A 23,131-nucleotide genomic window follows, 5' to 3' on the forward strand; every position below is an offset into this window, starting at 1 on the left:
GGGCCGGCCGTCGTCATCACTGGCAGAAGGCCCCACCGACCCGAGGAGATGCCGTGGCTCGACGCGACGACGACTTCGTCGCCTTCGTGGACGCCCGGTCCGCGGCGCTGCTGCGCACCGCGCGGCTGCTGACGGCGGGTGACCAGCACGCCGCCGAGGACCTCCTCCAGACCGCCCTGGAGAAGGCCTACGTCGCCTGGCCGCGGATCCAGCGCAAGCACGCGCAGGAGGCCTACGTCCGCTCGATCATGACCCGCGCGGCGATCGACCGCACCCGGCAGCGCACCCGCCGCGGCGAGGTCGTCACCGACGAGGTCCCCGACGTGCCCGTCCACCACGCCGGCCCCGAGGACCGCGACCACGTCTTCGCCCTGCTGCGGTCGCTGTCCCCGCGGCAGCGCGCGGTGATGGTGCTCCGCTACTACGACGACCTCAGCGAGGCGCAGATCGCCGAGGCGCTCGGCTGCAGCACCGGCTCGGTGAAGGCGCACGCCTCCCGCGCCCTCGCCGTGCTGCGCGAGCTCTCCGACGCCTCCCAGACTCCTGGAGTGACCCGATGACCCACGACACGCAGCTCCGCGAGCGGCTCACCGCTGCAGTGGACGGCACCACCGTCCCGCCCGGCCTCTCCGCCGCCGCCCTTTCCGGCGGCCGCGCCCGGCGTCGTCGTCGTACGGCTGCGGGGGTGGCGTTGGCCGTCGCCGCGGTCGTCGGGGGAGCGATGCTCCTGCCCGGCGACGGACCCCGAGGATCCGACGGCCACGTCGCTGACGACGGCGCCGGCATAGCCAACGGGCGGGTCGGCATCAGCTGGGCGCGCTCGCTCCCCGAGGGCGCGGCCCCCGGGCTGCCGTTCTTCGGCCAGGGTGGTGCGCTGTGGAGCGACGGGCGGCGCGTCGACGTACCCGCTTCGGTGAACCGCACCGTCCCACCCCGCACGGTGGCCGACGGCTGGCTGGTGATGACCGGCGACGACGAGACCGGGCTCGCGCTCTCGCTGCTCGGTGCTGACGGCAGCCTGCGGACGGTGCCGGTGAGCCGGACCTCGTCGGGAGGCTTCATGCCGTCCGCGGTCTCGGTGTCCGCCGACGGCACCCGGGTCGCCCTCGGCGACTGGCTAGTGGACCTCACCACGATGGCGGTGACCGACCTCCCGCACACACCCTCGGGCGACGTGGAGCACGGCTACGCCACCGAGATCCGCGTCGTGGGCTTCACGCCCGACGGGCTGGTCTACGAGGGCGCGCCGTTCACCCGCGGGTTCGGCACGAGCTGGCTGCTCCGGGCAGACGGCTCGACCGTGCAGGTCGACCCGCCCGAGGGCCACATCAGCCAGGACGACCCGGCCGACCTGGCCGTCGACTTCGACTACGCCGACGACAACTCCGACACGTGCGTGCAGTCGTGGGTGCTGCGCGACGAGCAGTGGCAGTCCGACGGCGCCGGCTGCATGGGCCGCTACCTCGGCGAGGCCCTCGCCGTGTCACCCGACCACCAGTGGCTGCTCACCGACGACCTCCCCGAGGTGTGGAACCTCCACGACGGCAGCTGGCACAGCATCTCCGTGCCACGGCAGGTCGTCGAGACGTGGGGCGAGCGCTGGCTCGGTCGCGCGGTGTGGGAGGACGCCGACAGCTTCCTGCTGCCGGTGGTCGACCAGTGGGACGACCAGGTCCCGATCGGCGAGCACCTCGACCAGTCGGTGCAGATGGTGCGGTGCACGATGTCGACCGGCGCGTGCGAGCGAGCCGGTGACGAGCAGGACGTGCGGGTGACGACCACGATGTGGGGCACTACCGAGTCGATGTTCGCCGCGCCCTAGAAGTCGCGCCACCAGAGGTTGACGGCGTAGTCCACCTCGGTGCCGGTGTGCGACGCCAGCGCCTCCTCGGCGGCCTCGGGCGGCAGCTCGATCCGGACGACGGCCTCGAGGTCCGCGCGCGTCGCGAACGACCAGCCCATGTCGATGGGCCGGCGCCGCCAGCCCTGCAGCGACCAGAACCGCTCGACCGCCTCGGGGTCGACCTCGGGGAAGCCGCGCCGGAACCACGCACCGAACGTCGACCGCGTCGGGTCGTTGTCGATGACGAACGCCGTGCCCCCACGTCGTACGACCCGGCCGAGCTCGCGCAGGCCGGGCTCGGAACCGGGCCCGAAGAAGTAGGCCCACCGCGCGTGCGCGATGTCGACGGAGGCGTCGGGCAGCGGCAGCGCCTGCGCGATGCCGTCGAGGACCGTCACGTTCGCCCGGGAGCGCGTACGACGACGGGCGAGCGCCGCCAGCGGCGGATGGGGCTCGACGCCGACGACCTGCGCGGCCGCCTCCGCCCACCGGGGCAGGTGGAAGCCGCTGCCGCAGCCGATGTCGAGCAGGGTGCGGCCCGACCAGTCACCGAGCTCGCGCATCGCGGCGACGATGCGGTCGTGCGGGTCGGCGGCCCGGTTCTCGAGCTCGTAGAGCTCGGGGGTGTTCCAGATGTTCGGTGAAGGCCGCGGCTTCATCTCACGCTTTCGTGATCCCCGGTCAACCGGGGATCGCTGAACTTGTCAGGCGTTGCAAGGGCCGACAACTTCAGGAATCCCCGGTCAACCGGGGATCACTGGAGACGTCAGAGGCGCACGAGCCCGTTGGGAGTCTGGAGCTGGACGGCGACGATGCCGGGGGTGCCGTTGGGGGCGACCCACTCGACCTTCACGTCCTCCAGCGGGGCCTCGACGGTCTCGCCGAGCCACTCGCTGACGCGCTGCGGGTCGCCGGCGATCTCCAGGCAGGCCAGGGAGAAGTCACCGGTGGCGCCGTTGCTCGGGTGCATCGCGGTGGGCGACTGCCACTGGATGAAGAAGGGCAGCTGCGGGTCGGAGATCAGGCCGTTGACGCCGATCTGCTTCCAGAGCAGCTCGGTGCCGTCGGGGCGGTGGCGGTTGCCCTTGACCGACTCGCGGCCCAGTCGCGCCTCGATGGGGGCGATGTCGCCGACGGAGACGACCCATCCCATCCAGCCGCCGCCGAGTGCCGAGCGCGCACGCACGGCCTGTCCGAAGGGAGCCTTGTCGCTGGCGGGGTGGTCGAGCACCTCGACGATCTCCATGTAGGTGTCGTCGGCCAGCGGAAGGATCATGTTGCGGGTGCCGAAGCGGGGGTGGACTCCACCGTCGACGAAGTCGGTGCCGAGCAGCCCCCCAAGCCGCTGGGCGGTGCTGGCAAGTCCATCAGGTCCGGCGGCGAAGCTGACGTGGTCCAGGCGCATGCAGAGATTGTGAGCCGGGTACCTCCCGATCGCGACATCGGGGTCGTGTTCTCTTGACGTCGAGACTCTGAGACGCGCCCTCAGCCAGGGTCTGCGGGGTGCAGCGCGAGGGCCGACCGGGACCTGACATGGGCCTCGCAGTGACGGGTCAATTCGGCGTATCCTCCGCGCCCCATCAGCTCGACCAGCTCGGCCTCGTGGGTCACGTAGACCGGCTCGAGCGCCACGTGCGCCTCGGTGTTGCCCGAGCAGTACCAGTCCAGGTCGTGGCCGCCCGGACCCCAGCCGCGTCGGTCGTACTCGCCGATCGAGACCTCGGTGTACGACGTCCCGTCCTGTACCTCGACGGTGCGGAACTGCCGGCGGATCGGCAGCTGCCAGCACACGTCGGGCTTGGTCTCGAGGGGGTTGCGGCCCTGACGCAGGGCGAGCCCGTGCAACGCGCAGCCGGCGCCGCTGCCGAAGTCGGTGCGGTTGTGGAACACGCACGCCTGCTGGCCGTCGTGCTCGATGGCGAGGGTCTTGCGCTCACCCTCGTCGTCGGTCTCGACCCAGTCGGCCTTCTTCACCGCGCGCCCGGGGTGGAACTGCCAGTCCTCCGGGGTGAGCTGCGCGACGAAGCCGGCGACCCGCTTCTCGTCGTCCTTGTCGGCGAAGTGCGCGCCGAGCGTGCAGCACCCCACGTCGGGGGCGTCGGCGTAGATGCCCTGGCACCCCTGGCCGAAGATGCACTGATAGGACGACGTCAGCCAGGTCAGGTCGCACTTGAACACCTGGGTCTCGTCGGCCGGATCGGCGAACTCCACGAATGCGCGGGGGAACACGAGGTCGACTTCGGGCACACCCAAAGCCTAGTAGCGTGGCGGGTATGCGCCTGGGCGTCCTCGACATCGGATCCAACACCGGCCACCTGCTGGTGGTGGACGCGCACGGTGGCGCCGCCCCGCTCCCGGCGTCGTCGCACAAGCAGCCGCTGCGCCTGGCCGAGCACCTCGACGAGGACGGCGCGGTCACCAAGAAGGGCATCAAGGCCCTCACCGACTTCTGCGCCTCGGCGACCGAGATCGCCGAGGACAAGGGCTGCGAGGAGATGCTCGGCTTCGCGACCTCCGCGGTGCGCGACTCGGTCAACTCCGACGAGGTCCTCGAGCACGTCGAGAAGCACAGCGGCGTCACGCTGGAGGTGCTCTCCGGCGAGGACGAGGCGCGCCTGACGTTCCTGGCCGTACGCCGCTGGTTCGGCTGGTCGGCCGGCCGGCTGGCCGTCTTCGACATCGGCGGCGGCTCGCTGGAGATCGCCGGCGGCACCGACGAGGCGCCCGACGTGGCCTGGTCGCTCCCGCTCGGTGCTGCGCGGATGGCGCGGATGTGGTTCCACGGCGGTCGCCCCTCGGACGACGACATCCGCGAGCTGCGCAAGCAGATCCGTGCCGAGATCGCCCGCGACGCCGGCCACCTGCTGCGACCCGGCGTGCCCGACAAGGCGGCGGCGACGTCGAAGACCTTCCGATCGCTCGCCCGCATCTGCGGTGCCGCGCCGAGCGGCGACGGCCCGCTCGTGCCGCGCGTGCTCGAGCTCGAGGAGCTGTCGAGCTGGATCCCGAAGCTCATGGAGCTCTCCGACGACGAGCTCGCCGAGCTGCCGGGCGTCTCCCCGAGCCGCACCCACCAGATCGTGCCGGGCGCCCTCGTCGCCGAGGCGTGCATGGACATCTTCGACCTCACCGAGCTCGAGATCTGCCCGTGGGCGCTGCGTGAGGGCGTCATCCTCGAACGACTCGACCAGATCTCGGTCGTGGCCAGGCGCCGCTGAGCCATGGCCCCCCTGATCGGACTCTCGACCGCCTCGGTCTACCCCGAGTCGACCGCGCACGCCTTCGGGTGGGCCGCCTCGCTCGGGTACGACGCCGTGGAGGTGATGGTCGGCATCGACTCCCTCAGCCAGCAGGTCGACGCCGTGAAGAAGCTCAGCGACCACCACGGCGTGCCGATCTGCGCGGTCCACGCGCCCTGCCTGCTCTTCACCCAGCGCGTCTGGGGCACCGACCCCTGGGGCAAGCTCGAGCGGTCCGCCGAGATGGCCGAGGCCGTCGGTGCCGACGTGGTCGTCGTACATCCGCCGTTCCGGTGGCAGAAGGACTACGCCGCCGGATTCGTGGAGGGCGTCGCCTCCCTCGAGGCGCGCACCGGCATCGCGTTCGCGGTCGAGAACATGTACCCGTGGCGGGCGTCCTCGCGCCGCGGCATGCAGATGTACGTCCCCGGCTGGGACCCCAGCGAGGAGGACTACGCCAACACCACCATCGACCTCTCGCACGCCGCGATCGCGCGCAGCGACGTGATCGAGATGGCCGAGCGGATGGGCCAGAGCCTGCGGCACATCCACCTCACCGACGGCACCGGATCGGCCAAGGACGAGCACCTCGTGCCGGGGCGCGGCGTGATGAAGGCCGAGGAGTTCCTGAAGCACCTCGCGCGCTCGGACTTCTCCGGCCACGTCGTCCTCGAGATCAACACCCGCCGCGCCGCCAACCGCGCCGAGCGCGAGGCCGACCTCGCCGAGTCGCTGGAGTTCGCCCGCGCCCACCTCGGGGTGACCGCGCGGTGAGCACCCGTACGTCCCGGGGCCGGCGCCCCGGCGCCCCGGACACCCGCGCCGAGGTGCTCGACGCGGCGCGGACGTCGTTCGCCGAGAAGGGCTTCCGTGCCACCACGATCCGCGCGGTGGCGGCCTCCGCCGGCGTCGACCCGGCGCTCGTCCACCACTACTTCGGCTCCAAGGACCAGCTCTTCCTCGCCGCCCTCGAGATGCCGGTCGACCCTCGTGAGCTCCTCGCGCCCGTCGTGCAGATGGGGCCCGACGGCGCCGGTGAGCGGCTGCTGCGCACGTTCCTGTCGGTGTGGGACGACCCCGAGATCCAGGGCCAGCTCCTCGCGGTGGTCCGCTCCGTGCTCAACGAGGACGGGGGGACACTGCTCAAGGAGGGCTTCATCCCCGTGGTGGTCGGGCCGGTGGTCGGCCAGCTCGTGGTGGACCAGCCCGAGGTGCGGGTGCCGCTGGTCGTCAGCCAGGTGATCGGCCTCATCGTCGCGCGCTACGTGCTCGCGCTGCCACCGATGGCCCTCATGCCGGCCGAGGACGTCGTCGCCCGGGTCGGACCCGTCCTCCAGCACTACCTGACCGGCGACCTGGAAGCGGGCGACGTCAAGCCCGTCTAGTCCGCTCGGAGGAATCCGCAGTCCTACCGATGCGCCGCGGGACCCGCCGCACCACTGTGGAGGGCATGCCAGCAATCCCGGAGGGAAGGACGCCTCGCCACGGGCGCGAGAGCTTCTTCATCGAGGGCGAAGGGGTGGTGGGACCCGACTCCGCCGCCGTACCGCCCGTCACTGCCCGTGCCAACACCACGGCCGCCAGCGGCCCCGCCTTGAAGGCAGCCCCCACGTTCCGCTTCTCCCGTCTCGGCCCCCAGGGAGTACGACTTCCCGAGGCCACCCTGAAGAAGGTCGCCCTCGCCATGACCGGCGGGTCCGAGGTCGACGGCACCATCCCCGCCGGCTACACCTACCTCGGCCAGTTCGTCGACCACGACCTGACCTTCGACGACACCAACGTCGCCTTCGGCGACAACATCTCGCCGGCTGCCCTGCTGCAGGGGCGCTCGCCGACGCTCGACCTCGACAGCGTCTACGGCTTCGGGCCGCTCGACCCGGTCTCGTCCGCGTTCTACGAGGCCGACCGGACCCGGTTGAAGATCGGCAAGACGACCAAGTTCGCCGGCGACGGGGCCCGTGTCGGCTTCGACCTGCCGCGCCTCGACGACGGCACGAACGCGCCGCAGAAGGCCAACATCCCGGACTTCCGCAACGACGAGAACCTCGTCGTCGCGCAGACCCACACCGCGATGATCCGCTTCCACAACCGGGTCGTCGCCGGGCTCGGGCCGGGCACGCTGCCGGCCGACCGGTTCGAGAAGGCGCGGCGCAAGGTCGTCCTCCACTACCAGTGGATGCTCAAGACCGACTACCTGCCGCGGATCTGCGAGGGCAGCGTCGTCACCGACGTCTTCACCAACGGCCGCAAGGTCGTCGACCCCGGTGCCGATCCGCTGACCATGCCGACCATGCCGATCGAGTTCTCGATCGCCGCCTTCCGGCTCGGGCACTCGATGATCCGGGAGGGCTACGACTGGAACGCCCGCTTCGAGAACGGGTCGGGCACGCTCGACTTCCTCTTCATCTTCTCGCGCACCAGCGGCGACCTGGGCGGCAACAAGACGCTGCCCTCGAACTGGATCGCCGACTGGCGTCGGATGTACCGCTTCGCCCAGATCGGGCACGGCGAGCTCAAGCCGCCGGCGGGGGAGTTCAACCTCGCCCGACGGATCGACACCCGGCTCGTCGACCCGCTCGCGCGGCTTCCCATCGGATCCTTTGGCGGGACGAACGCCGACGCCAACACGATCAAGGCCAACCTCGCCTTCCGCAACCTGGTGCGGGCGCGGATGCTCAAGCTGGCGAGCGGCCAGCAGATGGCTGCGTTGCTGCGGTCGAAGGGCGTCCCGGTCACGACGCTGACCAAGGCGCAGATCCGCGACGGCTCCGGCCCGAGCTCGGCCAGGCTCGACGGGCTCACCGACGCCCAGCGCGAGGCGTTCCTCAAGGACACCCCGCTGTGGTTCTACGTCCTGCGCGAGGCCGAGCTCAACGGCGGCACCCTCACCGGTGTCGGCGCGCGACTGGTGGTCGAGACCTTCCACCGGGCGATGGAGGGCAGCACCCACTCGATCGTCCGCAGCCCCAACTTCAAGCCCGACCTGGGCGAGAAGGACGGGCGCTTCCGGATGGCCGACCTGCTCTTCTTCGCCTTCGAGGGCCAGAAGGCCCTGCTCGCCCCGCTGGGGGACTGAGGCTCGGGGGGAGCGGTGCGTGGGACACGTTCTGCAGGGCGAGAACGTGTCCTACGCACCGCTCGTAGACATGGCGGTTGACGGACGCCGAATCTCGGGCGCATAATTCAACACATGATGAAAAACGTCATCGAGGTGCGCGACCTGGTCGTCGTACGAGGTGTGCGCGAGGTGCTGCCCGGCATCTCCTTGGACGTCCCCGCGGGGGTCACCGGCCTGCTCGGCCCGAGCGGCTGCGGCAAGACCACGCTGATGCGCAGCATCGTCGGCGCCCAGCAGGTGCGCTCGGGCACCGTCGAGGTGCTCGGCGAGCCGGCAGGGAGCGCGCCGCTGCGCGACCGGATCGGCTACGTCACCCAGGCCGCGAGCGTGTACGACGACCTGACGGTGGCGGAGAACCTCGGGTTCTTCGCCCGGGTGCTCGGCGTCGGCCGCGAGGCCGTCGACGAGGCCGTCGACGCCGTGGCGCTGGGCGACCACCGTGACCAGGTCGTCGGCCGGCTCTCCGGCGGCCAGCGCAGCCGCGCCGGCCTCGCAGTCGCGCTGCTCGGCAAGCCCGACCTGCTCGTGCTCGACGAGCCCACGGTCGGCCTCGACCCCGTCCTGCGCCGGGACCTGTGGGAGCTGTTCCACCGGATCGCCGACGCCGGGGCTGCGGTGCTCGTCTCGAGCCACGTCATGGACGAGGCCGAGCGCTGCCACCGCCTGCTGCTGATGCGCGAGGGCCGGATCATCGCCGACGGGTCGCCCGACGAGATCCGCGAGCGCACCGGGACCACCGACATCGAGGCCGCGTTCCTGCACCTCGTCGAGGACAAGGAGGCGGCGTCATGAACCCGCGCATCACCCTCGCGGTCGCCGGCCGCGTCCTGACCCAGGTCCGCCGCGACCACCGCACCCTCGCCATGCTGCTCGTGGTGCCGTGCGTCCTGATCAGCCTGCTCTGGTGGATGTTCCAGGACCTGCCGGGCGACCTCTTCGACCGCTTCGGACCGGGGCTGCTCGCGATGTTCCCCTTCATCGTGATGTTCCTCGTGACCAGCGTGACCACGCTGCGCGAGCGCTCCTCGGGCACCCTCGAGCGGCTGCTGACGATGCCGATGGGCAAGCTCGACTTCCTGCTCGGTTACGCCCTCGCCTTCGGCCTCCTCGCCGCCGTGCAGTCCGCGCTGGCCGTCGCGGTCAGCGTCGGGCTGCTCGGGCTCGACGTCCAGGGCTCGGTCTGGCTGCTCGGCGTCGTGGCGGTGGCCGACGCCGTCCTCGGCACCGCGCTCGGGCTGCTGGTCAGCGCCTTCGCCACCACGGAGTTCCAGGCCGTCCAGTTCATGCCGGCCTTCGTGCTCCCGCAGATCCTGCTGTGCGGCCTGTTCGTGCCGCGCGACGCGATGCCCGGCGTGCTCGAGGCGATCAGCAACGTCCTGCCGATGTCGTACGCCGTCGACGCCATGCAGGAGCTCGTCGGGGCGGCCGACACCGCCGCGATCTGGCGCTCGGTGGCGATCGTCGCCTGCTTCGCGCTGGCCGCGCTCGGGCTGGGTGCCGCGACGCTGCGCCGTCGTACCCCCTGACCCCCCGGACATCTGAGGACGTGGTGGACGGGATCCTCCCGGATCCACGTTCACGACGTCCTCAGATATGTCGGGGGAGGAGCCGGGCGTAGCCTTCGCTGCATGTCGTTGCTCCGCCAGCCCATCCTGCTCCTCGCTCGCAGCCAGGGGGTCAAGAAGCTCGTCTCGACGATGCCCGTCTCCAGCGGCATCGTGACCAGCTACGTCCCCGGCGAGTCAACCGCCGACGCGGTCGGCGCGACCGCCGGGCTGGTGCAGGACGGCCTCCGGGTGACGCTGGACTACCTCGGCGAGGACACCACCGACGCCGCGCAGGCCGACGCGACCGTCGCGGCCTACAAGGACGTGCTGGCCGACCTCTCCGCCAAGGGCCTGGCCCCCCATGCCGAGGTCTCGGTCAAGCTGAGCGCGATCGGCCAGTTCCTCCCCGACAACGGCCACAAGGTCGCCCTGGAGAACGCCCGCGACATCTGCCGCGCCGCCCGCAACGCCGGCACCACGGTGACCCTCGACATGGAGGACCACACCACCACCGACTCCACGCTCACGATCCTGCGCGAGCTCCGCAAGGACTTCCCCGAGACGGGCGCGGTCCTCCAGGCGATGCTCCACCGCACCGAGGCCGACTGCCGGGCGCTGGCCTACGAGGGCTCGCGCGTGCGGCTGTGCAAGGGCGCCTACATGGAGCCCGAGCACGTCGCCTTCCAGGACAAGGTCGAGATCGACAAGTCCTACGTCCGCTGCCTCAAGGTGCTGCTCGGCGGCCAGGGCTACCCGATGATCGCCACCCACGACCCGCGGATGATCCAGATCGCGTCGTCGCTCGCGAGCCGCTTCGGCCGCCGCCCGGGCACCTACGAGTTCCAGATGCTCTACGGCATCCGCCCCGAGGAGCAGAAGCGCCTCGCCGCCGCCGGCGAGACCATGCGCGTCTACATCCCCTACGGCACCGAGTGGTACGGCTACCTGATGCGCCGCCTGGCCGAGAAGCCCCAGAACCTCGCGTTCTTCCTCCGGTCGCTCGTCTCGAAGAAGTGAGACCACAGCGTCCGTGATGCAGGAGCGGGCGCGTCGGGGGCCAGATTGAGCAAGCACCGCGATCGAGGCACGAGATCGCGACGTGCGTGTCGAAATCCCAGCAGTAGATTGCTGCCATGAGCACAGCGATCATCGGCGCCGGCGTCATGGGGGAGACCCTGCTGTCCGGGCTGGTGCGCGCCGGGCGCCGGGTCGACCAGCTGATGGTCGGCGAGAAGCGCGCCGAGCGGGCACGGGAGCTCGAGGAGCGCTACGGCGTGGCCGTGGTCTCCAACCGCGAGGCTGCCGCGAAGGCCGACACGGTCGCGCTGGTGGTCAAGCCGCAGGACATGGGTGACGTGCTCACCGAGATCGCGCCCGACCTCCGCGCCGGCCAGCTGGTGGTCTCGCTGGCCGCCGGCATCACCACCGCCTTCATCGAGTCGCACGTGCCCGAGGGCGTCGCGGTCGTCCGGGTCATGCCCAACACCCCCGCTCTCGTCGACCAGGGGATGGCCGCCATCTCGCCCGGCTCGCACTGCGACGAGGCCCACCTGGCGGAGGTCGAGTCGCTGATGGCCTCCACCGGCAAGGTGCTCAGGATCCCGGAGAAGCAGATGGACGCGGTCACCGCGATCTCCGGCTCCGGCCCGGCCTACATCTTCTTCGTCGTCGAGTCGATGATCGAGGCGGGCGTGCACCTCGGCCTGCCGCGTGCCACCGCGACGGAGCTCGTCGTGCAGACCCTGGTCGGCTCGGCCACGATGCTCCGCGAGACCGGCACCCACCCCGTCGTGCTGCGCGAGCAGGTCACCTCGCCCAGCGGCACGACCGCCTCGGCGCTGCGTGAGCTCGAGACCTACAAGGTCCGCGCCGCCTTCCTCGCCGCGATGGAGGCCGCCCGCAACCGCTCGCGGGAGCTGGCCGAAGGTTCCTGAGGAACGGTTCCCGAGGAACGCAGCCGGCACCGCGTCCGTCCACCCGTCATGAACCGCCGCTGCGCCGCCTTCATCGCCGGCACCCTCGCGCTCGCGCTCAGCTCGTGCGCCGACGCACCCACCGACCGGGCCGGGACGGACGGGTCGACCATCCCGGCGACCGGCGGGTGGGAGCGCGCGAGCGCCCCGCCGTTGTCACCGCGCTCCGACCCGTTCGTCACGTGGACCGGCGAGGAGGTGCTCGTCGTCGGCGGCACCACCGGCACCATCTGCGGTCCGAACGCCGACTGCGTCGAGCCCGACCCAGGCGCCTTCGTCGCTGACGGCGCGGCGTGGGACCCGGCCACCGACACCTGGCGCCCGATCACGCCGGCGCCGGCCGCGGTGTGGAGCGGGTGGGGCTTCGGCTCCGTCGACGCGGCCGTCCTCGACGGGGTGGTCGTCCTCTACGACCGGCAGCAGGACGTCTGGCTGTCGTACGACGTCGCCGCGGACCGTTGGACGGTCCTCGAGCCACCCGGCCCGGGGTTCCTCGACCTCAGCCAGCACGACGGGAGCCGGATCTGGGGACTGCGGCGCGACGCGGTCGTCTCCTGGGACCCACGCACGGGTGAGGTACGCACCGAGCGGACGTACGCCGAGACGCCCCGGCTCGACGATCCCCGCCTCGTCCTGACCGATGTCGGCCCGGTCGTGACCGGGGTGCGCTATGACGATCCGGCGCCCGACGAGCCCACCCTGGCGCAGGTCGACCTCCCCGACGGCGACGGCTGGCGGCGGGTGACCACCGGGCAGATCGGGTGGTTCTACGCCGAGGTCGCCGGCCTGGTCGTCGGCTCCGAGCCCGGTGGTGCGGACGGCGGGGAGGTCAACGGCTGGGGCCGGTGGTACCCCCAGGGCGGAGTCCTCGATCCGCGGACGGGTGACTGGCGCGCGCTCGACGTACCGGACGGAACCGGATGGTCCACCGACGACTGGCGCCCGCAGGTGTTCGGCGACACCGAGGTCGTCACGAGCGGCCACTTCCGTGACCTGGCCGACTCCTCGGGTCGGTGGCTCCGCACCGGCCGCCCGGACACCGACGTGTCCGGCGGGAACCTCGCGGCGACCTGGGCCGGCGACCGTCTCGCGGTTCTCGGCGGCACCACCACGCGGGGCGACCGCTACCAGCTCGTGGCACCCGAGCTCTGGCTCTGGACCCCGCCGGTGAGCTGAGCTCAGCGTTCACGCAGGGAACGAACGACACCCAGCCCATCGTCGACCAGGCCGCGGACCAGCGGCAGGCGCGTCAGCCGGACCGACCGGTCCACGAGCGGCACGAGGCCGGCGACGAGGGTGCGGGTGCGCCGTTGCCCCGGGCTGTCGTCGTACACCCAGAAGAGGACGACGCCCATGTGCAGCAGCCACAACAGCTCGGGCAGCTCCTCGCGCAGCGCGGGTGCGACCTTGAGGTCGGAGTCCTCGACGGCGCGGCGGAACAGTGCGGTGCTCGCCTCGCGCGCCGGCGTCGACTCCGTCGAGAAGGGCGACAGCGGCGAGCGCGGGTCGGCGGCGTTGCGGAAGAACTGGCCGCCGAAGTCGTGGAACGGCTCGGCCACGTCGAGGAACGACTCCATCACCCCGCGCAGGCGTTCGGCGAACACCGCGGTGTCGTACGACGACTCGGCCGCGACCGCGTGCTCGGACTGGAGCTGGTCGTAGAACGCCTGGACCAGCTCCTCCTTGCCGGAGAAGTAGTAGTAGGCGCTGCCGAGCGAGACGCCGGCCTCGTCGGCGATCGCCCGCATCGTGGTGGCGTCGTACCCGTTCGCGCGGAACAGCGTCATCGCGGCGCCGACGATGCCGGCGCGCGTCTGCTCGGCCTTCGCTGATCGCTTGTCCGCCACGGGCGCCACCCTAGGAGACAGGTCGCTCGGGCCGCTGCCAGCCGGCGAGCCACCGCGCCAGAGGTCCGCCCATGAGGGACGCGCCCACCAGCAGTACGAGGGTCCCGAGGTCGACGCCCCCGAAGCCGACCCACGTCCCGTCGTCCATCAACGCCATCAGCTGCACCAGCGCCACCATCGTCGCCGGCGGCAGGACGAAGCCGAGGGCGTACGCCCGCCTCCGGGCGACGTCGCGGGGCAGCTGGGGGCCTATTGCGAACATCATCTCGGCGCCCACGAACAGCCCCACCACGAAGCCCGCGATGCCGCCGTAGACCGCACCCATGACCGCCGAGCCGACAAGCTGGGCCGCCGGGCCGCCGTCGACGAAGCCGGTGTCGATCACCACGGTCCCGAGCAGCAGGACGCTGCCGGCGATCGCCCCCGAGAACGCGCCCAGCAGTCCTCCCATCGGGACCCACAGCACCCGCTGGACCACCTCGTGCCGTTCGGTCATGGACCCCTCCCGCGTTGTTGAACATGTTCAAAACTGAGGATGGCAGAAGAATTGAACGTGTTCAATACGGTCCGCCAGCCGGACTGCGTCTGGGGCGGGAGTAACGTCCGCCACATGGAGTGCGCCGGTCCCACGTCAGTCGTGTTCGACCAGACGCTCACCGAGTACAACTTCGGGCCCACTCACCCGATGTCGCCGATCCGCGTCGACCTGACGATGCGGCTCGCGGAGGAGCTCGGCGTCCTCGACAGCATCAAGCGGGTCGACGCGCCGGTGGCCACCGACGAGCAGATCGCCACCGTGCACGAGCAGGGACTGATCGAGGCGGTGACCCGCGCCGGCGAGACGCCCGGCTTCGAGGACGCCTCGCGCGGGCTCGGCACCGACGACGACCCGGTCTTCAAGGACATGCACCTCGCCAGCGCGCACGTCGTCGGCGCCAGCCTCGAGGCGTTCCGCCAGGTGTGGAGCGGCGAGTCGCTCCACTCGGTCAACATCGCCGGCGGCCTCCACCACGCGATGCCCGACCGCGCGAGCGGCTTCTGCATCTACAACGACGTCGCGGTCGGCATCAAGCAGCTGCTGGCCGACGGCGCCGAGCGGGTGGCCTACGTCGACATCGACGTCCACCACGGCGACGGAGTGGAGAAGATCTTCTGGGACGACCCGCGCGTGCTCACGATCTCGCTCCACGAGACCGGGCAGATGCTCTTCCCCGGCACCGGCTTCCCGACCGACACCGGCGGCCCCGGCGCCGAGGGCAGCGCGGTCAACGTGGCGCTCCCGCCCGGCACGGCCGACGCGGGATGGCTGCGCGCCTTCCACGCCGTCGTACCCCCGCTGCTGCGGGAGTTCGACCCCGAGGTGCTGGTGAGCCAGCACGGCTGCGACTCCCACATGAACGACCCGCTCGCCCACATGATGCTCAGCGTCGACGGCCAGCGCGCGGCCTACCTCGCCCTCCACGACCTCGCCCACGAGGTCACCGACGGGCGCTGGGTCGTCACCGGGGGCGGCGGCTACTCCGTCGTCGACGTGGTGCCGCGCGCCTGGACCCACCTCCTGGCGATCGCCTCGGGTCGCCCGCTCGACCCGACCACGCCGACCCCTCCGGGGTGGAGGGAGTACGTCGAGCAGGTGCTGGGCGCGACGGCCCCCCACCGGATGACCGACGGCCGCACGCCGGCCTTCCGCGACTGGTTGGGCGGCTACGACCCCGAGACCTGGCTGGACCGGGCGATCCACGCCACGCGCATGGAGGTCTTCCCGCTGCACGGCCTCGACCCGCTCCCCTGAGCGCGCAGGCAAGGGGCGTCGGACGGTAAAGAATCAAACCGACACGCCGCCAGTCCCACAAGTTTCTCTGGCATTCCTCTTCCCCATGCGTCACGCGAGCCCTAATCTCAGTCGTTAGCGGCACGCCTGTGACGCCGGCGCGGAAGCCGGCGCCGTCGCCGCGAGAAGGATCGGTGCACACCCATGGCTGAGAACACCCCTGGCGACATGTCCGAGGCCCACTTCCTGACCATCGCCGAGGTCGCTGCCAAGATGCGCGTCTCGAAGATGACCGTCTACCGCCTCGTCCACGGTGGGGAGCTGCCCGCGGTCCGCGTGGGCCGCTCGTTCCGGGTGACCGAGGACGACGTGAACGAGTACCTCCGCAAGAGCTTCTACAACGCCGGCTGAGGCCCGCGAGACTCGATTCCGCGCTCCGCACACCCTCCAAGTAGGGTGTGCGGGTCCGGCCGACGAGCGTCGGCCGAAAGGAAAGGTCTCACCGTGGGTTCTGTCATCAAGAAGCGGCGCAAGCGCATGGCCAAGAAGAAGCACCGCAAGCTGCTCAAGAAGACGCGCGTCCAGCGCCGCAAGCTCGGCAAGTAACACCTCTCGCCCATGGGTCGGGTCGTGCTGGTCACCGGGATCTCCCGGGACATCGGGCGACGCTTCGCGCGCGCCGCGGCCGGCGACCCGTCCATCGAGCGAGTCATCGGGGTGGATGTCGTCCCCCCGCGCGGTGACATCGGGGACGTCTCCTTCGTCCGCGCTGACATCCGCAACCCCGTCATCGCCAAGGTCCTCGCCAAGGAGGACGTCGACACCGTCGTCCACATGAGCGTGATCGCGACGCCGGGGTCGGCGGGCGGTCGCGGGACGATGAAGGAGCTCAACGTCATCGGCTCCATGCAGCTGCTCGCTGCGTGCCAGAAGTCCTCGACGGTCCGGCGCCTCGTCGTGAAGTCGACCACCACGGTCTACGGCTCGAGCCCGCGCGACCCCGCGATGTTCACCGAGGACATGGGGCCCAAGCGCCTGCCGTCCTCCGGCTACGCCAAGGACGTCTACGAGATCGAGGGCTACGTCCGCGGCTTCGCCCGCCGGCGCCCCGACGTCGGCGTGACGATGGTCCGCGCGGCCAACGTGATCGGCCCCCACGTCTCGAGCCCGCTCACCAACTACTTCCGCCTGCCGGTCATCCCGCGGGTGCTGGGCTTCGACCCGCGCCTGCAGTTCCTCCACGAGGACGACCTGCTGCGCGTGCTGCGCCACGCCGTGATCACCGGGACGCCCGGCACCTTCAACGTCGCCGGCGACGGGTTGCTGACCCTGAGCCAGGCCGTACGCCGCCTCGGCAAGCCGTCGGTGGCGATGCCCCGCTTCGCGGTCGGCCGCCTCGGCGCCACCATGCGCCAGGCTCGCCTGTCGGACTTCTCGCCCGAGCAGCTGGGCTTCCTGACCTACGGTCGAGGCGTGGACACCACGCGGATGCGCACCCAGCTGGAGTTCGAGCCGAAGTTCACCACGGCCGAGGCCTTCGCCGACTTCTGCCGCGAGTTCGCGCCCGCTGAGCTGGAGGGAGCGGGTCGTGGCTGAGGAAGCGCAGGAGAGCGCCCGCGAGGACGCCGTGGTGATCCCGATCGGCACGGGCGGACGCCCGGGCCGCGGCACCGGCAAGGCGCGCCCGTCGTCGGCCGCCCGCAACCTCGCGCCCGCCCGCAAGCCCGCGGCGAAGAAGGCCCCGGCGAAGAAGGCGGCGCCCCGCCCCGCCCCCGCCGCCCCCGAGCAGCCGGCAGCGGAGGAGGCGGTCCCGCGCGAGGCGGCCCGCACCTCCGACCGCGGTCCGCTGTCCGGGATCCCGGTCGGCGACTGGCTCGCCGCCGCCCAGGGCGCCGCGCTGGAGGTCTTCGGTGACGACTGGGAGCGACGCCTCGCCGAGCTCCTCGCGTTCGTACGACGCCGGCTCGAGGGCGACTACGAGGTCGACGACTACGGCTTCGACCGCGAGCTCACCGAGCGCTTCTTCATGGCCGCGCTGCGTCCGGTCGCGGAGAAGTGGTTCCGCCTCGAGGTGCGCGGGCTGGAGAACATCCCCACTGAGGGCGGCGCGCTCGTGGTGTCCAACCACTCCGGCACGGTGCCGCTCGACGGCCTGATGACGATGCTCACCGTCCACGACCACGCCCACCGGTTCCTGCGCCCGCTCGGCGCCGACCTGGTCTTCAAGATGCCCGTGGTCAGCTCGCTGGCCCGCAAGGGCGGGGCGACCCTCGCCTGCGTGGAGGACGCCGAGCGGATGCTGTCGGGCGGCGACCTGGTCGGCGTGTGGCCCGAGGGCTTCAAGGGGATCGGCAAGCCGTTCAGCGAGCGCTACAAGCTCCAGCGCTTCGGCCGCGGCGGCTTCGTGTCGGCCGCGCTGCGCACCGGCGTACCCATCGTCCCGCTCTCCGTGGTGGGCGCCGAGGAGATCTACCCGCTCGTCGGCAACGTGCCGTCGCTGGCGCGGCTGCTCGGCGTGCCCTACATCCCGATCACGCCGTTCTTCCCGTGGCTCGGCCCGCTCGGGATGGTGCCGCTGCCGTCGAAGTGGATCCTGGAGTTCGGCGAGCCGATCCGCACCGACGCCTACGACCCGGCCGAGGCCGACGACCCGATGCTGGTCTTCAACGTGACCGACCAGGTGCGCGAGACCATCCAGCACACCCTCTTCGACCTGCTGCGCGAGCGCGACGGCGTCTTCAGCTGAGCCCGGTCAGGGCAGCAGGCCGCCGGTCGCGTTGGTGACCGTGTTGCCGGTGAGCCCGTCGAGGGTGCCGGTGACCTCGGTGATCAGGCCGCCCGTCGCGTCGTCGACGGTGCTGGTCAGCCCGCCCAGCGCGCCCCCGGTGACGCCGTCGAGCTGGGTCGCGACGTTGCTCGTGGTGTCGGTGACGGTGTCCACGGTGTTGTCGACGGTGTCCTTCACCTTGTCGGGCTCGGGCTTGACCTTGGTCGGGTCGGGGACCACCGACGGCGTCTGGGTCGGCAGCGAGGACGTCGGCTGGGCCGTGGGGGACTGGAGCACCTCGGGGACGGTGATGCCGGTGAGGTCCTGGCCCGAGATCGGCGCCGCCGCCGCTTCGAGCGTGAGCGCGTCGGAGTCGAGGCCGCTGAGGAGGTCGTTGGTCTGCGCGCTGCTCAGCAGGAACTCGGGGGTGGTGGTAATCCCGCCGTCGCACGTGGCGCACGCGTTGCTGGCCTCGATGTCGAGGTCGGTCAGCGTCCGGCCGGCCGCGAGCAGGTCGTCGCGGGCACTCTCGGGCAGCTGGGTCTGGAGCTCCTCGAGGCGGTCCATGCTGGCGGCGGTGAAGTCGCGCGCAGCCTGGGCGTCGGCGGTCTGGCCGGTGGCGTCGTACGACGCGAGCAGGCTGCGGACGCCGTCGCCGGACTGGCGGGTGAAGGTCTCGAGGGTGTCGGGGATCGCCTGCTCGGGGGCGTCGCCGCCCGCGATCTGCTCGAGCTCGGACAGGCGGGTGCCGGCCTGGGCCAGCAGGACGCGACCGCGCGCGGCGTCGTCGCCGGCGAAGCGGACCTCCGCCGACTCCAGGCCGCGCTTGACGCCGTAGAGGGACTCGCCCGGCAGCGCGGTCTGCGCGGCGACGGCCATCGTGGCGGCCGCACCCACCATCGCGGCACCGCCGAGGAGCACCGCGAGCCGCCGGTCGCGCTTGCGTGAGGTGACCGGCATCGCGAGCCGCGACGGGGTGGGCGGCTGGCGGACCAGGACCGTGTCGGCCTCGGCCATCAGGCTCTCGCGCAGCGAGCTCACGAACTCGGGGCGGGGTGCGACCTCGGGCACGGCGCGGAGGTCGGCGACCACCTCGAGGAGGGCAGCGAAGCGTGCCGCATCACGCTCGCTGAGCGGTGCGTCGGGGCCTCGGGAGAGGAGGTCCTCGAACTCATCGGCACGGCGTGCCGAGAACGCGGGTGTCATCGTGCTCGTCCTGTCTCACATCTGGTGGGTCCTCCCACGCAGATGAACGAAGAAGACCGGGCACGAGTTACGGGTGAGGTCATGAGTCCCTCATCCCCTCGGGCAACAGCTTCGCCAGGTTGCGTACGCCGCGCAGCTGGAGCTGCTTCACGGCGCCGTCGCTCTTGTCGAGGGCCAGCGCCGTCTCGGCGATCGAGAGCCCCTGGAGGAAGCGCATGATGAGGCACTCGCGCTGCTCGGTGGGCAGCTCGGTGAGCGCCTTGAGCAGCACCTCGTTGGTGAGCCCGGTGATGACGGCGTTCTCCGGACCCTCGGTCGCGTCGTCGTGCGGCGTCATGTCCTCGGTCGTCATCTCGAGGCGCGTGCGACCGGCCTTGAAGTGGTCGGTCGTGAGGTTGCGCGCGATGGTCATCAGCCAGGCGCCGAAGTCCTTGCCCTGCCACCGGAAGTTGTTCATGCTCCGCAGCGCCCGGAAGAAGGTCTCCGAGGTGAGGTCCTCGGCGAGCGTCTGGGAGCGCGTGCGGTAGTAGAGGAAGCGGTAGACCGAGGCCTGGTAGTGGTCGTAGAGGAGGCCGAACGCCTCCTTGTCGCCGGCGCGGGCCAGCTCGACGAGCGCGATGAGCCGCTCCCGCTCGGCCTCGTCGCCCTCGGACGACGCGGCGAAGTCCTCGTCGCCGACCGGGCCGGAGCCGAAGGTGCCGGTCGATCCGCCGCCGCTCGTGGCGGCCTCGGCCATGAGCAGCAGGCCTTGGGGGGAGAGGGCAGCGAGGACCGCGCGCCGGAGCGCGTCGAGTCCTTCATCGAGCGTCCGCCCGAGCTGTTCTCGTGGCATGCGGTAGCCCCTCCCAGATACTGCAGTCTCCACGATAAGTGCCCGCGCGGTCCTTGTGAACCCGTGAGTAACTAGGAGTTACAACGTCTCAGGAGGCGCGGCCGCGCGCCTTCACGCTCACCCCGGCCGCGACGGCGCCGGAGACCGCCCCCGCGACGGCCGCGGCCATCAGCCCGGCGCGGGCCGCCTTGCGGCCGGTGCGGTAGTCGTGGACGCGCCAGCCGTGGGCCCGGGCGTGCGCGCGCAGCTTCGCATCGGGGTTGATCGCGCACGGGTCGCCGACCATGGAGAGCATCGGCAGGTCGTTGCTGGAGTCGGAGTACGCCGAGCACAGCGCGAGGTCGAGCCCCTCGCGCTCGGCCAGGGCGCGGATCGCCTCGGCCTTCGCCGGGCCGTGGAGCAGGTCGCCGACGAGCTGACCGGTGTAGACGCCGTCGACGTGCTCGGCGACCGTGCCCATCGCGCCGGTCAGCCCGAGGCGGCGGGCGATGATGCTGGCGATCTCGATCGGCGCGGCCGTGACCAGCCAGACCCGCTGGCCCTCGTCGAGGTGGAGCTGGGCCAGGGCTCGCGTGCCCGGCCAGATCCGGTGGGCCATCGCCTCGTCGAAGATCTCCTCGCCCAGCTCCTCGAGCTCGGTCGTGGTGTGCCCGGCGATGAAGGAGAGCGCCGAGCTGCGGGCCTGGGCCACGTGCTCGGGATCCTCGACCCCGACGATGCGGAAGTAGGCCTGCTTCCAGGCCGCCGACGCGATGTCGCGGGTGCTGAAGAACTTGCGGCGGTGCAGCCCGCGCGCGAGGTGGAAGATGCTGGCGCCCTGCATGACGGTGTTGTCGACGTCGAAGAACGCCGCAGCCGCCGAGTCGCTCGGCGTGATGAGGGCGTTCTCCACCTCCGCAGCGGCCGCCGCAGCCTCGCCTGCGAGGACCGAACGCTGCTTCAGGTTGAGCCGACGAGGCCGCTCGGACGGGGTCACGCGGTCAGCGTAGCCGTCACTACACCGACCTGATGATGCTCGCGAAGCCACCGGTCCGTCGCGTCGTGCTGTGGAAGGATCGGCGCATGCAGCGCAACGACATCTCCGCCTTCGTGGCCGAGGCCGCCGCTGACGTACCCGACCGACAGGCCCTCGTGGAGTCCGCCGGTCGCACCCTCACCTGGTCGGTCCTGGAGGACGAGGTGGCCCGCATCGCGACCGGGCTGGGGGCGCAGGGCATCCGCGCCGGCCAGCGGGTCATGATCGTGGTGAGCAACCGGATCGAGTTCGTGACGGCCTACCTCGGCGTGCTCCGTGCGCAGGTCGTCGCCGTCCCGGTCAACCCGCGCTCGACCCCCGGCGAGGTCGCCCGGATGATCGCCGACTCCGGCACCCGGCTCGTCGTCGTCGACGACACCGCGGTCGACGTCGTACGTGCTGCGCTGGTCGAGCTGGCCGGGCTCCCCGACCAGTCGACCGCCGCCCCGGTCGTGGTGGTGACCGGCGCCGAGCCCGGTCCCGGTGAGCTCGCCTTCGGTGCGCTGCGCGCCGACGTCGTACGACCGGTGCCGCCGCTGCCCGACCCGGAGAAGCTCGCCGCCATCCTCTACACCAGCGGCACCTCGGGGCGTCCGCGCGGCGCGATGCTCACGCACCGCGCGCTGCTGGCCAACATCGAGCAGGTCGCCGCCGTCGAGCCGCCGATGATGCACGGCGACGACGTCGTGCTCGGGGTGCTCCCGCTCTTCCACGTCTACGGCCTCAACGCGGTCCTCGGCGGCGTGCTGCGCCACCGCGCGCGCCTGCTGCTCGTCGAGCAGTTCGAGGCGCAGGCCGTGCTCGACCTGATCGACGACGAGGCGTGCAGCGTGGTGCCGATCGCGCCGCCGGTCTTCGCCCACTGGCTGCCCGACGAGCACCTGCGCGAGAGGCTCGGACCGGTCCGGCTCGTGCTGTCGGGCTCGGCGCCGCTCGAGCCAGAAGTGATCGAGGAGTTCACCTCCGTCACCGGCATCCCGGTGCACCAGGGCTACGGCCTCACCGAGGCGTCGCCGGTCGTGACCAGCACGTTGTGCAGCACCGAGAACCACCCCGGGTCGGTCGGTGCCGCGCTGCCCGGGATCGAGCTCCGGCTGGTCGACGAGACCTGGCGGCAGGTCGAGGGCGAGGACCCCGGCGAGATCCAGGTCCGCGGCGCGAACCTCTTCAGCGGCTACTGGCCCGACGGCGCCGACGGTCCCGACGCCGAGGGCTGGTTCGGCACCGGCGACGTCGGGTTCCTCGACGCCGCCGGCGACCTGTTCCTCGTCGACCGGGTCAAGGAGCTGGTCATCGTCAGCGGCTTCAACGTCTACCCGACCGAGGTCGAGGACGTCGTCCGCGAGGTCGAGGGCGTCGCCGACGCGGCGGTCATCGGCGTGCCCGACGAGGCGACCGGCGAGGCCGTGGTGGCGTACGTCGTCCCGGTCGGGGGCGTCGAGCACGCCCGCCCCCACCTCGAGGACGCGGTCCGCGCCCACGCGGTCATCCGGCTGGCCCGCTTCAAGCAACCCACCCGGATCGAGGTCGTCGACGCCCTGCCCCTCACCGTCACCGGCAAGGTGCAGAAGGGGCGGCTGCGGGGCATCGAGCGGCGCCGCACGCTGGGACTCCTGGAATGAGCGCCGGATGACTGCGCGGGTCACGCTCTACTCCCGGCCGGGCTGCCACCTCTGCGACGACGCCCGGGCCGTGATCGCGGCGGTGTGCGACGACCTGGGGGAGTCCTTCGACGAGGTCGACATCGAGTCCGACCCCGACCTCGAGGACCGCTTCGGCGAGGAGATCCCGGTGACCTTCGTCGACGGCCGCCAGCACGACTTCTGGCGGGTCGACGAGGCGCGGCTGCGGGCCGCGCTCGCGCACGACTGAGTCGCGCGTCTACGCCCTCCGAGGCCCCGTGCGCAAGTCGTGGCGGACCCCGACGCGGGTGTGACTGCTCACATGTGCTAGCCCGCTCGTCGGCGTTTTGT

The 23,131-nt window shown here is 71.6% G+C and carries 26 protein-coding genes; 18 read left to right on the forward strand and 8 right to left on the reverse strand.

Going from position 1 to position 23,131, the window contains the following annotated elements:
* Positions 1-53 precede the first annotated feature (53 nt).
* On the forward strand, positions 54-560 hold the full coding sequence (locus J2X46_RS19330; protein WP_310253444.1) for a SigE family RNA polymerase sigma factor: 507 nt from the start codon (positions 54-56) through the stop codon (positions 558-560).
* Positions 557-1,822, forward strand: a complete 1,266-nt coding sequence (locus tag J2X46_RS19335) for a hypothetical protein (protein ID WP_310253446.1) — start codon at positions 557-559, stop codon at positions 1,820-1,822. Before J2X46_RS19330 ends, J2X46_RS19335 begins: the two co-directional genes overlap by 4 nt.
* Here the strand turns inward: J2X46_RS19335 and J2X46_RS19340 are convergent.
* From J2X46_RS19340 to J2X46_RS19350, 3 genes are all read right to left on the reverse strand, one after another.
* Entirely contained in the window at positions 1,819-2,502 is a 684-nt protein-coding gene (locus J2X46_RS19340) for a class I SAM-dependent methyltransferase (RefSeq protein WP_310253448.1), read from the reverse strand. The genes J2X46_RS19335 and J2X46_RS19340 overlap by 4 nt on opposite strands.
* Positions 2,503-2,609: 107 nt before the next feature.
* Positions 2,610-3,248, reverse strand: coding sequence for a VOC family protein (locus J2X46_RS19345; protein ID WP_310253450.1), 639 nt, complete (start codon positions 3,246-3,248; stop codon positions 2,610-2,612).
* Between the two features lie 80 nt (positions 3,249-3,328).
* Positions 3,329-4,090 (reverse strand): hypothetical protein, encoded by a 762-nt coding sequence (locus tag J2X46_RS19350; RefSeq protein ID WP_310253452.1) that lies wholly within the window; start codon positions 4,088-4,090, stop codon positions 3,329-3,331.
* Positions 4,091-4,116: 26 nt separating this feature from the next.
* Between J2X46_RS19350 and J2X46_RS19355 the strand changes: the two genes are divergently transcribed.
* The 9 genes from J2X46_RS19355 (at position 4,117) to J2X46_RS19395 (ending at position 12,896) form a co-directional block, all read left to right on the forward strand.
* On the forward strand, positions 4,117-5,061 hold the full coding sequence (locus J2X46_RS19355; RefSeq protein WP_310253455.1) for a Ppx/GppA phosphatase family protein: 945 nt from the start codon (positions 4,117-4,119) through the stop codon (positions 5,059-5,061).
* A 3-nt stretch (positions 5,062-5,064) separates the two neighbouring features.
* Positions 5,065-5,856, forward strand: a complete 792-nt coding sequence (locus tag J2X46_RS19360; protein ID WP_310253457.1) for a sugar phosphate isomerase/epimerase — start codon at positions 5,065-5,067, stop codon at positions 5,854-5,856.
* Positions 5,853-6,467 carry a TetR family transcriptional regulator gene (locus J2X46_RS19365; protein WP_310253458.1) on the forward strand — a complete coding sequence of 205 codons (615 nt, stop codon included), beginning with the start codon at positions 5,853-5,855 and terminating at the stop codon, positions 6,465-6,467. Before J2X46_RS19360 ends, J2X46_RS19365 begins: the two co-directional genes overlap by 4 nt.
* Before the next feature lie 65 nt (positions 6,468-6,532).
* Positions 6,533-8,158 (forward strand): heme peroxidase family protein, encoded by a 1,626-nt coding sequence (locus tag J2X46_RS19370; protein ID WP_310253459.1) that lies wholly within the window; start codon positions 6,533-6,535, stop codon positions 8,156-8,158.
* 114 nt (positions 8,159-8,272) lie between these two features.
* Complete coding sequence (locus J2X46_RS19375) at positions 8,273-8,992, forward strand: ABC transporter ATP-binding protein (protein WP_310253461.1); 720 nt, start codon at positions 8,273-8,275, stop codon at positions 8,990-8,992.
* Positions 8,989-9,726, forward strand: a complete 738-nt coding sequence (locus tag J2X46_RS19380; protein ID WP_310253463.1) for an ABC transporter permease — start codon at positions 8,989-8,991, stop codon at positions 9,724-9,726. Before J2X46_RS19375 ends, J2X46_RS19380 begins: the two co-directional genes overlap by 4 nt.
* Positions 9,727-9,834: 108 nt before the next feature.
* On the forward strand, positions 9,835-10,764 hold the full coding sequence (locus tag J2X46_RS19385) for a proline dehydrogenase family protein (RefSeq protein WP_310253506.1): 930 nt from the start codon (positions 9,835-9,837) through the stop codon (positions 10,762-10,764).
* 116 nt (positions 10,765-10,880) lie between these two features.
* On the forward strand, positions 10,881-11,681 hold the full coding sequence (gene proC, locus J2X46_RS19390) for a pyrroline-5-carboxylate reductase (RefSeq protein WP_310253464.1): 801 nt from the start codon (positions 10,881-10,883) through the stop codon (positions 11,679-11,681).
* A 48-nt stretch (positions 11,682-11,729) separates the two neighbouring features.
* Positions 11,730-12,896, forward strand: a complete 1,167-nt coding sequence (locus J2X46_RS19395) for a hypothetical protein (RefSeq protein WP_310253466.1) — start codon at positions 11,730-11,732, stop codon at positions 12,894-12,896.
* 2 nt (positions 12,897-12,898) lie between these two features.
* Here J2X46_RS19395 and J2X46_RS19400 read toward each other — a convergent pair whose 3' ends face one another.
* Both J2X46_RS19400 and J2X46_RS19405 read right to left on the reverse strand, forming a co-directional pair.
* Positions 12,899-13,567 carry a TetR family transcriptional regulator gene (locus J2X46_RS19400; RefSeq protein WP_310253468.1) on the reverse strand — a complete coding sequence of 223 codons (669 nt, stop codon included), beginning with the start codon at positions 13,565-13,567 and terminating at the stop codon, positions 12,899-12,901.
* Between the two features lie 10 nt (positions 13,568-13,577).
* On the reverse strand, positions 13,578-14,063 hold the full coding sequence (locus J2X46_RS19405; protein ID WP_310253469.1) for a hypothetical protein: 486 nt from the start codon (positions 14,061-14,063) through the stop codon (positions 13,578-13,580).
* A gap of 114 nt (positions 14,064-14,177) precedes the next feature.
* On the opposite strand from J2X46_RS19405, the gene J2X46_RS19410 reads away from it, so the two are divergent.
* From J2X46_RS19410 to J2X46_RS19430, 5 genes are all read left to right on the forward strand, one after another.
* Complete coding sequence (locus tag J2X46_RS19410) at positions 14,178-15,359, forward strand: acetoin utilization protein AcuC (protein WP_397215285.1); 1,182 nt, start codon at positions 14,178-14,180, stop codon at positions 15,357-15,359.
* A gap of 183 nt (positions 15,360-15,542) precedes the next feature.
* A complete protein-coding gene (locus J2X46_RS19415; protein WP_156385092.1) occupies positions 15,543-15,749 on the forward strand; it encodes a helix-turn-helix domain-containing protein in 207 nt (68 codons plus the stop codon).
* 93 nt (positions 15,750-15,842) lie between these two features.
* Positions 15,843-15,944: a 30S ribosomal protein bS22 gene (locus tag J2X46_RS19420; protein ID WP_008356322.1), complete on the forward strand. Its 102-nt coding sequence runs from the start codon at positions 15,843-15,845 to the stop codon at positions 15,942-15,944.
* Positions 15,945-15,956: 12 nt separating this feature from the next.
* On the forward strand, positions 15,957-16,934 hold the full coding sequence (locus J2X46_RS19425; RefSeq protein ID WP_310253474.1) for an SDR family oxidoreductase: 978 nt from the start codon (positions 15,957-15,959) through the stop codon (positions 16,932-16,934).
* Positions 16,927-18,084, forward strand: coding sequence for a lysophospholipid acyltransferase family protein (locus J2X46_RS19430; protein WP_310253476.1), 1,158 nt, complete (start codon positions 16,927-16,929; stop codon positions 18,082-18,084). Before J2X46_RS19425 ends, J2X46_RS19430 begins: the two co-directional genes overlap by 8 nt.
* 6 nt (positions 18,085-18,090) lie before the next feature.
* Here the strand turns inward: J2X46_RS19430 and J2X46_RS19435 are convergent, their stop codons facing one another.
* The 3 genes from J2X46_RS19435 to J2X46_RS19445 all read right to left on the reverse strand — a co-directional run bounded on the left by J2X46_RS19435 (position 18,091) and on the right by J2X46_RS19445 (position 21,119).
* The gene (locus J2X46_RS19435) at positions 18,091-19,311 is read right to left on the reverse strand and encodes a DUF5667 domain-containing protein (RefSeq protein WP_310253478.1); all 1,221 of its coding nucleotides are present in this window, start codon (positions 19,309-19,311) and stop codon (positions 18,091-18,093) included.
* A 79-nt stretch (positions 19,312-19,390) separates the two neighbouring features.
* A complete protein-coding gene (locus J2X46_RS19440) occupies positions 19,391-20,143 on the reverse strand; it encodes a sigma-70 family RNA polymerase sigma factor (RefSeq protein WP_310253480.1) in 753 nt (250 codons plus the stop codon).
* Between the two features lie 88 nt (positions 20,144-20,231).
* The gene (locus J2X46_RS19445; RefSeq protein WP_310253482.1) at positions 20,232-21,119 is read right to left on the reverse strand and encodes an HAD-IB family hydrolase; all 888 of its coding nucleotides are present in this window, start codon (positions 21,117-21,119) and stop codon (positions 20,232-20,234) included.
* An 86-nt stretch (positions 21,120-21,205) separates the two neighbouring features.
* On the opposite strand from J2X46_RS19445, the gene J2X46_RS19450 reads away from it, so the two are divergent.
* Entirely contained in the window at positions 21,206-22,780 is a 1,575-nt protein-coding gene (locus tag J2X46_RS19450) for an AMP-binding protein (RefSeq protein ID WP_310253484.1), read from the forward strand.
* Between the two features lie 7 nt (positions 22,781-22,787).
* Positions 22,788-23,030: a glutaredoxin family protein gene (locus J2X46_RS19455; protein ID WP_310253486.1), complete on the forward strand. Its 243-nt coding sequence runs from the start codon at positions 22,788-22,790 to the stop codon at positions 23,028-23,030.
* Positions 23,031-23,131: the final 101 nt, after the last annotated feature.

Origin of the sequence: Nocardioides sp. BE266 (assembly GCF_031457855.1) — a bacterium.
Lineage (GTDB): Bacteria > Actinomycetota > Actinomycetes > Propionibacteriales > Nocardioidaceae > Nocardioides.

What these genes read in the sequence shown, in the direction of transcription:
- J2X46_RS19375 (WP_310253461.1), top strand. Translation starts at nt 8,273, where the DNA reads ATGATGAAAAACGTCATCGAGGTGCGCGACCTGGTCGTCGTACGAGGT.
- J2X46_RS19370 (WP_310253459.1), top strand. Translation starts at nt 6,533, where the DNA reads ATGCCAGCAATCCCGGAGGGAAGGACGCCTCGCCACGGGCGCGAGAGC.
- J2X46_RS19415 (WP_156385092.1), top strand. Translation starts at nt 15,543, where the DNA reads ATGGCTGAGAACACCCCTGGCGACATGTCCGAGGCCCACTTCCTGACC.
- J2X46_RS19435 (WP_310253478.1), bottom strand. Translation starts at nt 19,311, where the DNA reads ATGACACCCGCGTTCTCGGCACGCCGTGCCGATGAGTTCGAGGACCTC.
- J2X46_RS19380 (WP_310253463.1), top strand. Translation starts at nt 8,989, where the DNA reads ATGAACCCGCGCATCACCCTCGCGGTCGCCGGCCGCGTCCTGACCCAG.
- J2X46_RS19450 (WP_310253484.1), top strand. Translation starts at nt 21,206, where the DNA reads ATGCAGCGCAACGACATCTCCGCCTTCGTGGCCGAGGCCGCCGCTGAC.
- J2X46_RS19405 (WP_310253469.1), bottom strand. Translation starts at nt 14,063, where the DNA reads ATGACCGAACGGCACGAGGTGGTCCAGCGGGTGCTGTGGGTCCCGATG.
- J2X46_RS19335 (WP_310253446.1), top strand. Translation starts at nt 557, where the DNA reads ATGACCCACGACACGCAGCTCCGCGAGCGGCTCACCGCTGCAGTGGAC.
- J2X46_RS19455 (WP_310253486.1), top strand. Translation starts at nt 22,788, where the DNA reads ATGACTGCGCGGGTCACGCTCTACTCCCGGCCGGGCTGCCACCTCTGC.
- J2X46_RS19440 (WP_310253480.1), bottom strand. Translation starts at nt 20,143, where the DNA reads ATGCCACGAGAACAGCTCGGGCGGACGCTCGATGAAGGACTCGACGCG.
- J2X46_RS19340 (WP_310253448.1), bottom strand. Translation starts at nt 2,502, where the DNA reads ATGAAGCCGCGGCCTTCACCGAACATCTGGAACACCCCCGAGCTCTAC.
- J2X46_RS19355 (WP_310253455.1), top strand. Translation starts at nt 4,117, where the DNA reads ATGCGCCTGGGCGTCCTCGACATCGGATCCAACACCGGCCACCTGCTG.
- J2X46_RS19360 (WP_310253457.1), top strand. Translation starts at nt 5,065, where the DNA reads ATGGCCCCCCTGATCGGACTCTCGACCGCCTCGGTCTACCCCGAGTCG.
- J2X46_RS19425 (WP_310253474.1), top strand. Translation starts at nt 15,957, where the DNA reads ATGGGTCGGGTCGTGCTGGTCACCGGGATCTCCCGGGACATCGGGCGA.
- J2X46_RS19395 (WP_310253466.1), top strand. Translation starts at nt 11,730, where the DNA reads ATGAACCGCCGCTGCGCCGCCTTCATCGCCGGCACCCTCGCGCTCGCG.
- J2X46_RS19345 (WP_310253450.1), bottom strand. Translation starts at nt 3,248, where the DNA reads ATGCGCCTGGACCACGTCAGCTTCGCCGCCGGACCTGATGGACTTGCC.
- J2X46_RS19410 (WP_397215285.1), top strand. Translation starts at nt 14,178, where the DNA reads ATGGAGTGCGCCGGTCCCACGTCAGTCGTGTTCGACCAGACGCTCACC.
- proC (WP_310253464.1), top strand. Translation starts at nt 10,881, where the DNA reads ATGAGCACAGCGATCATCGGCGCCGGCGTCATGGGGGAGACCCTGCTG.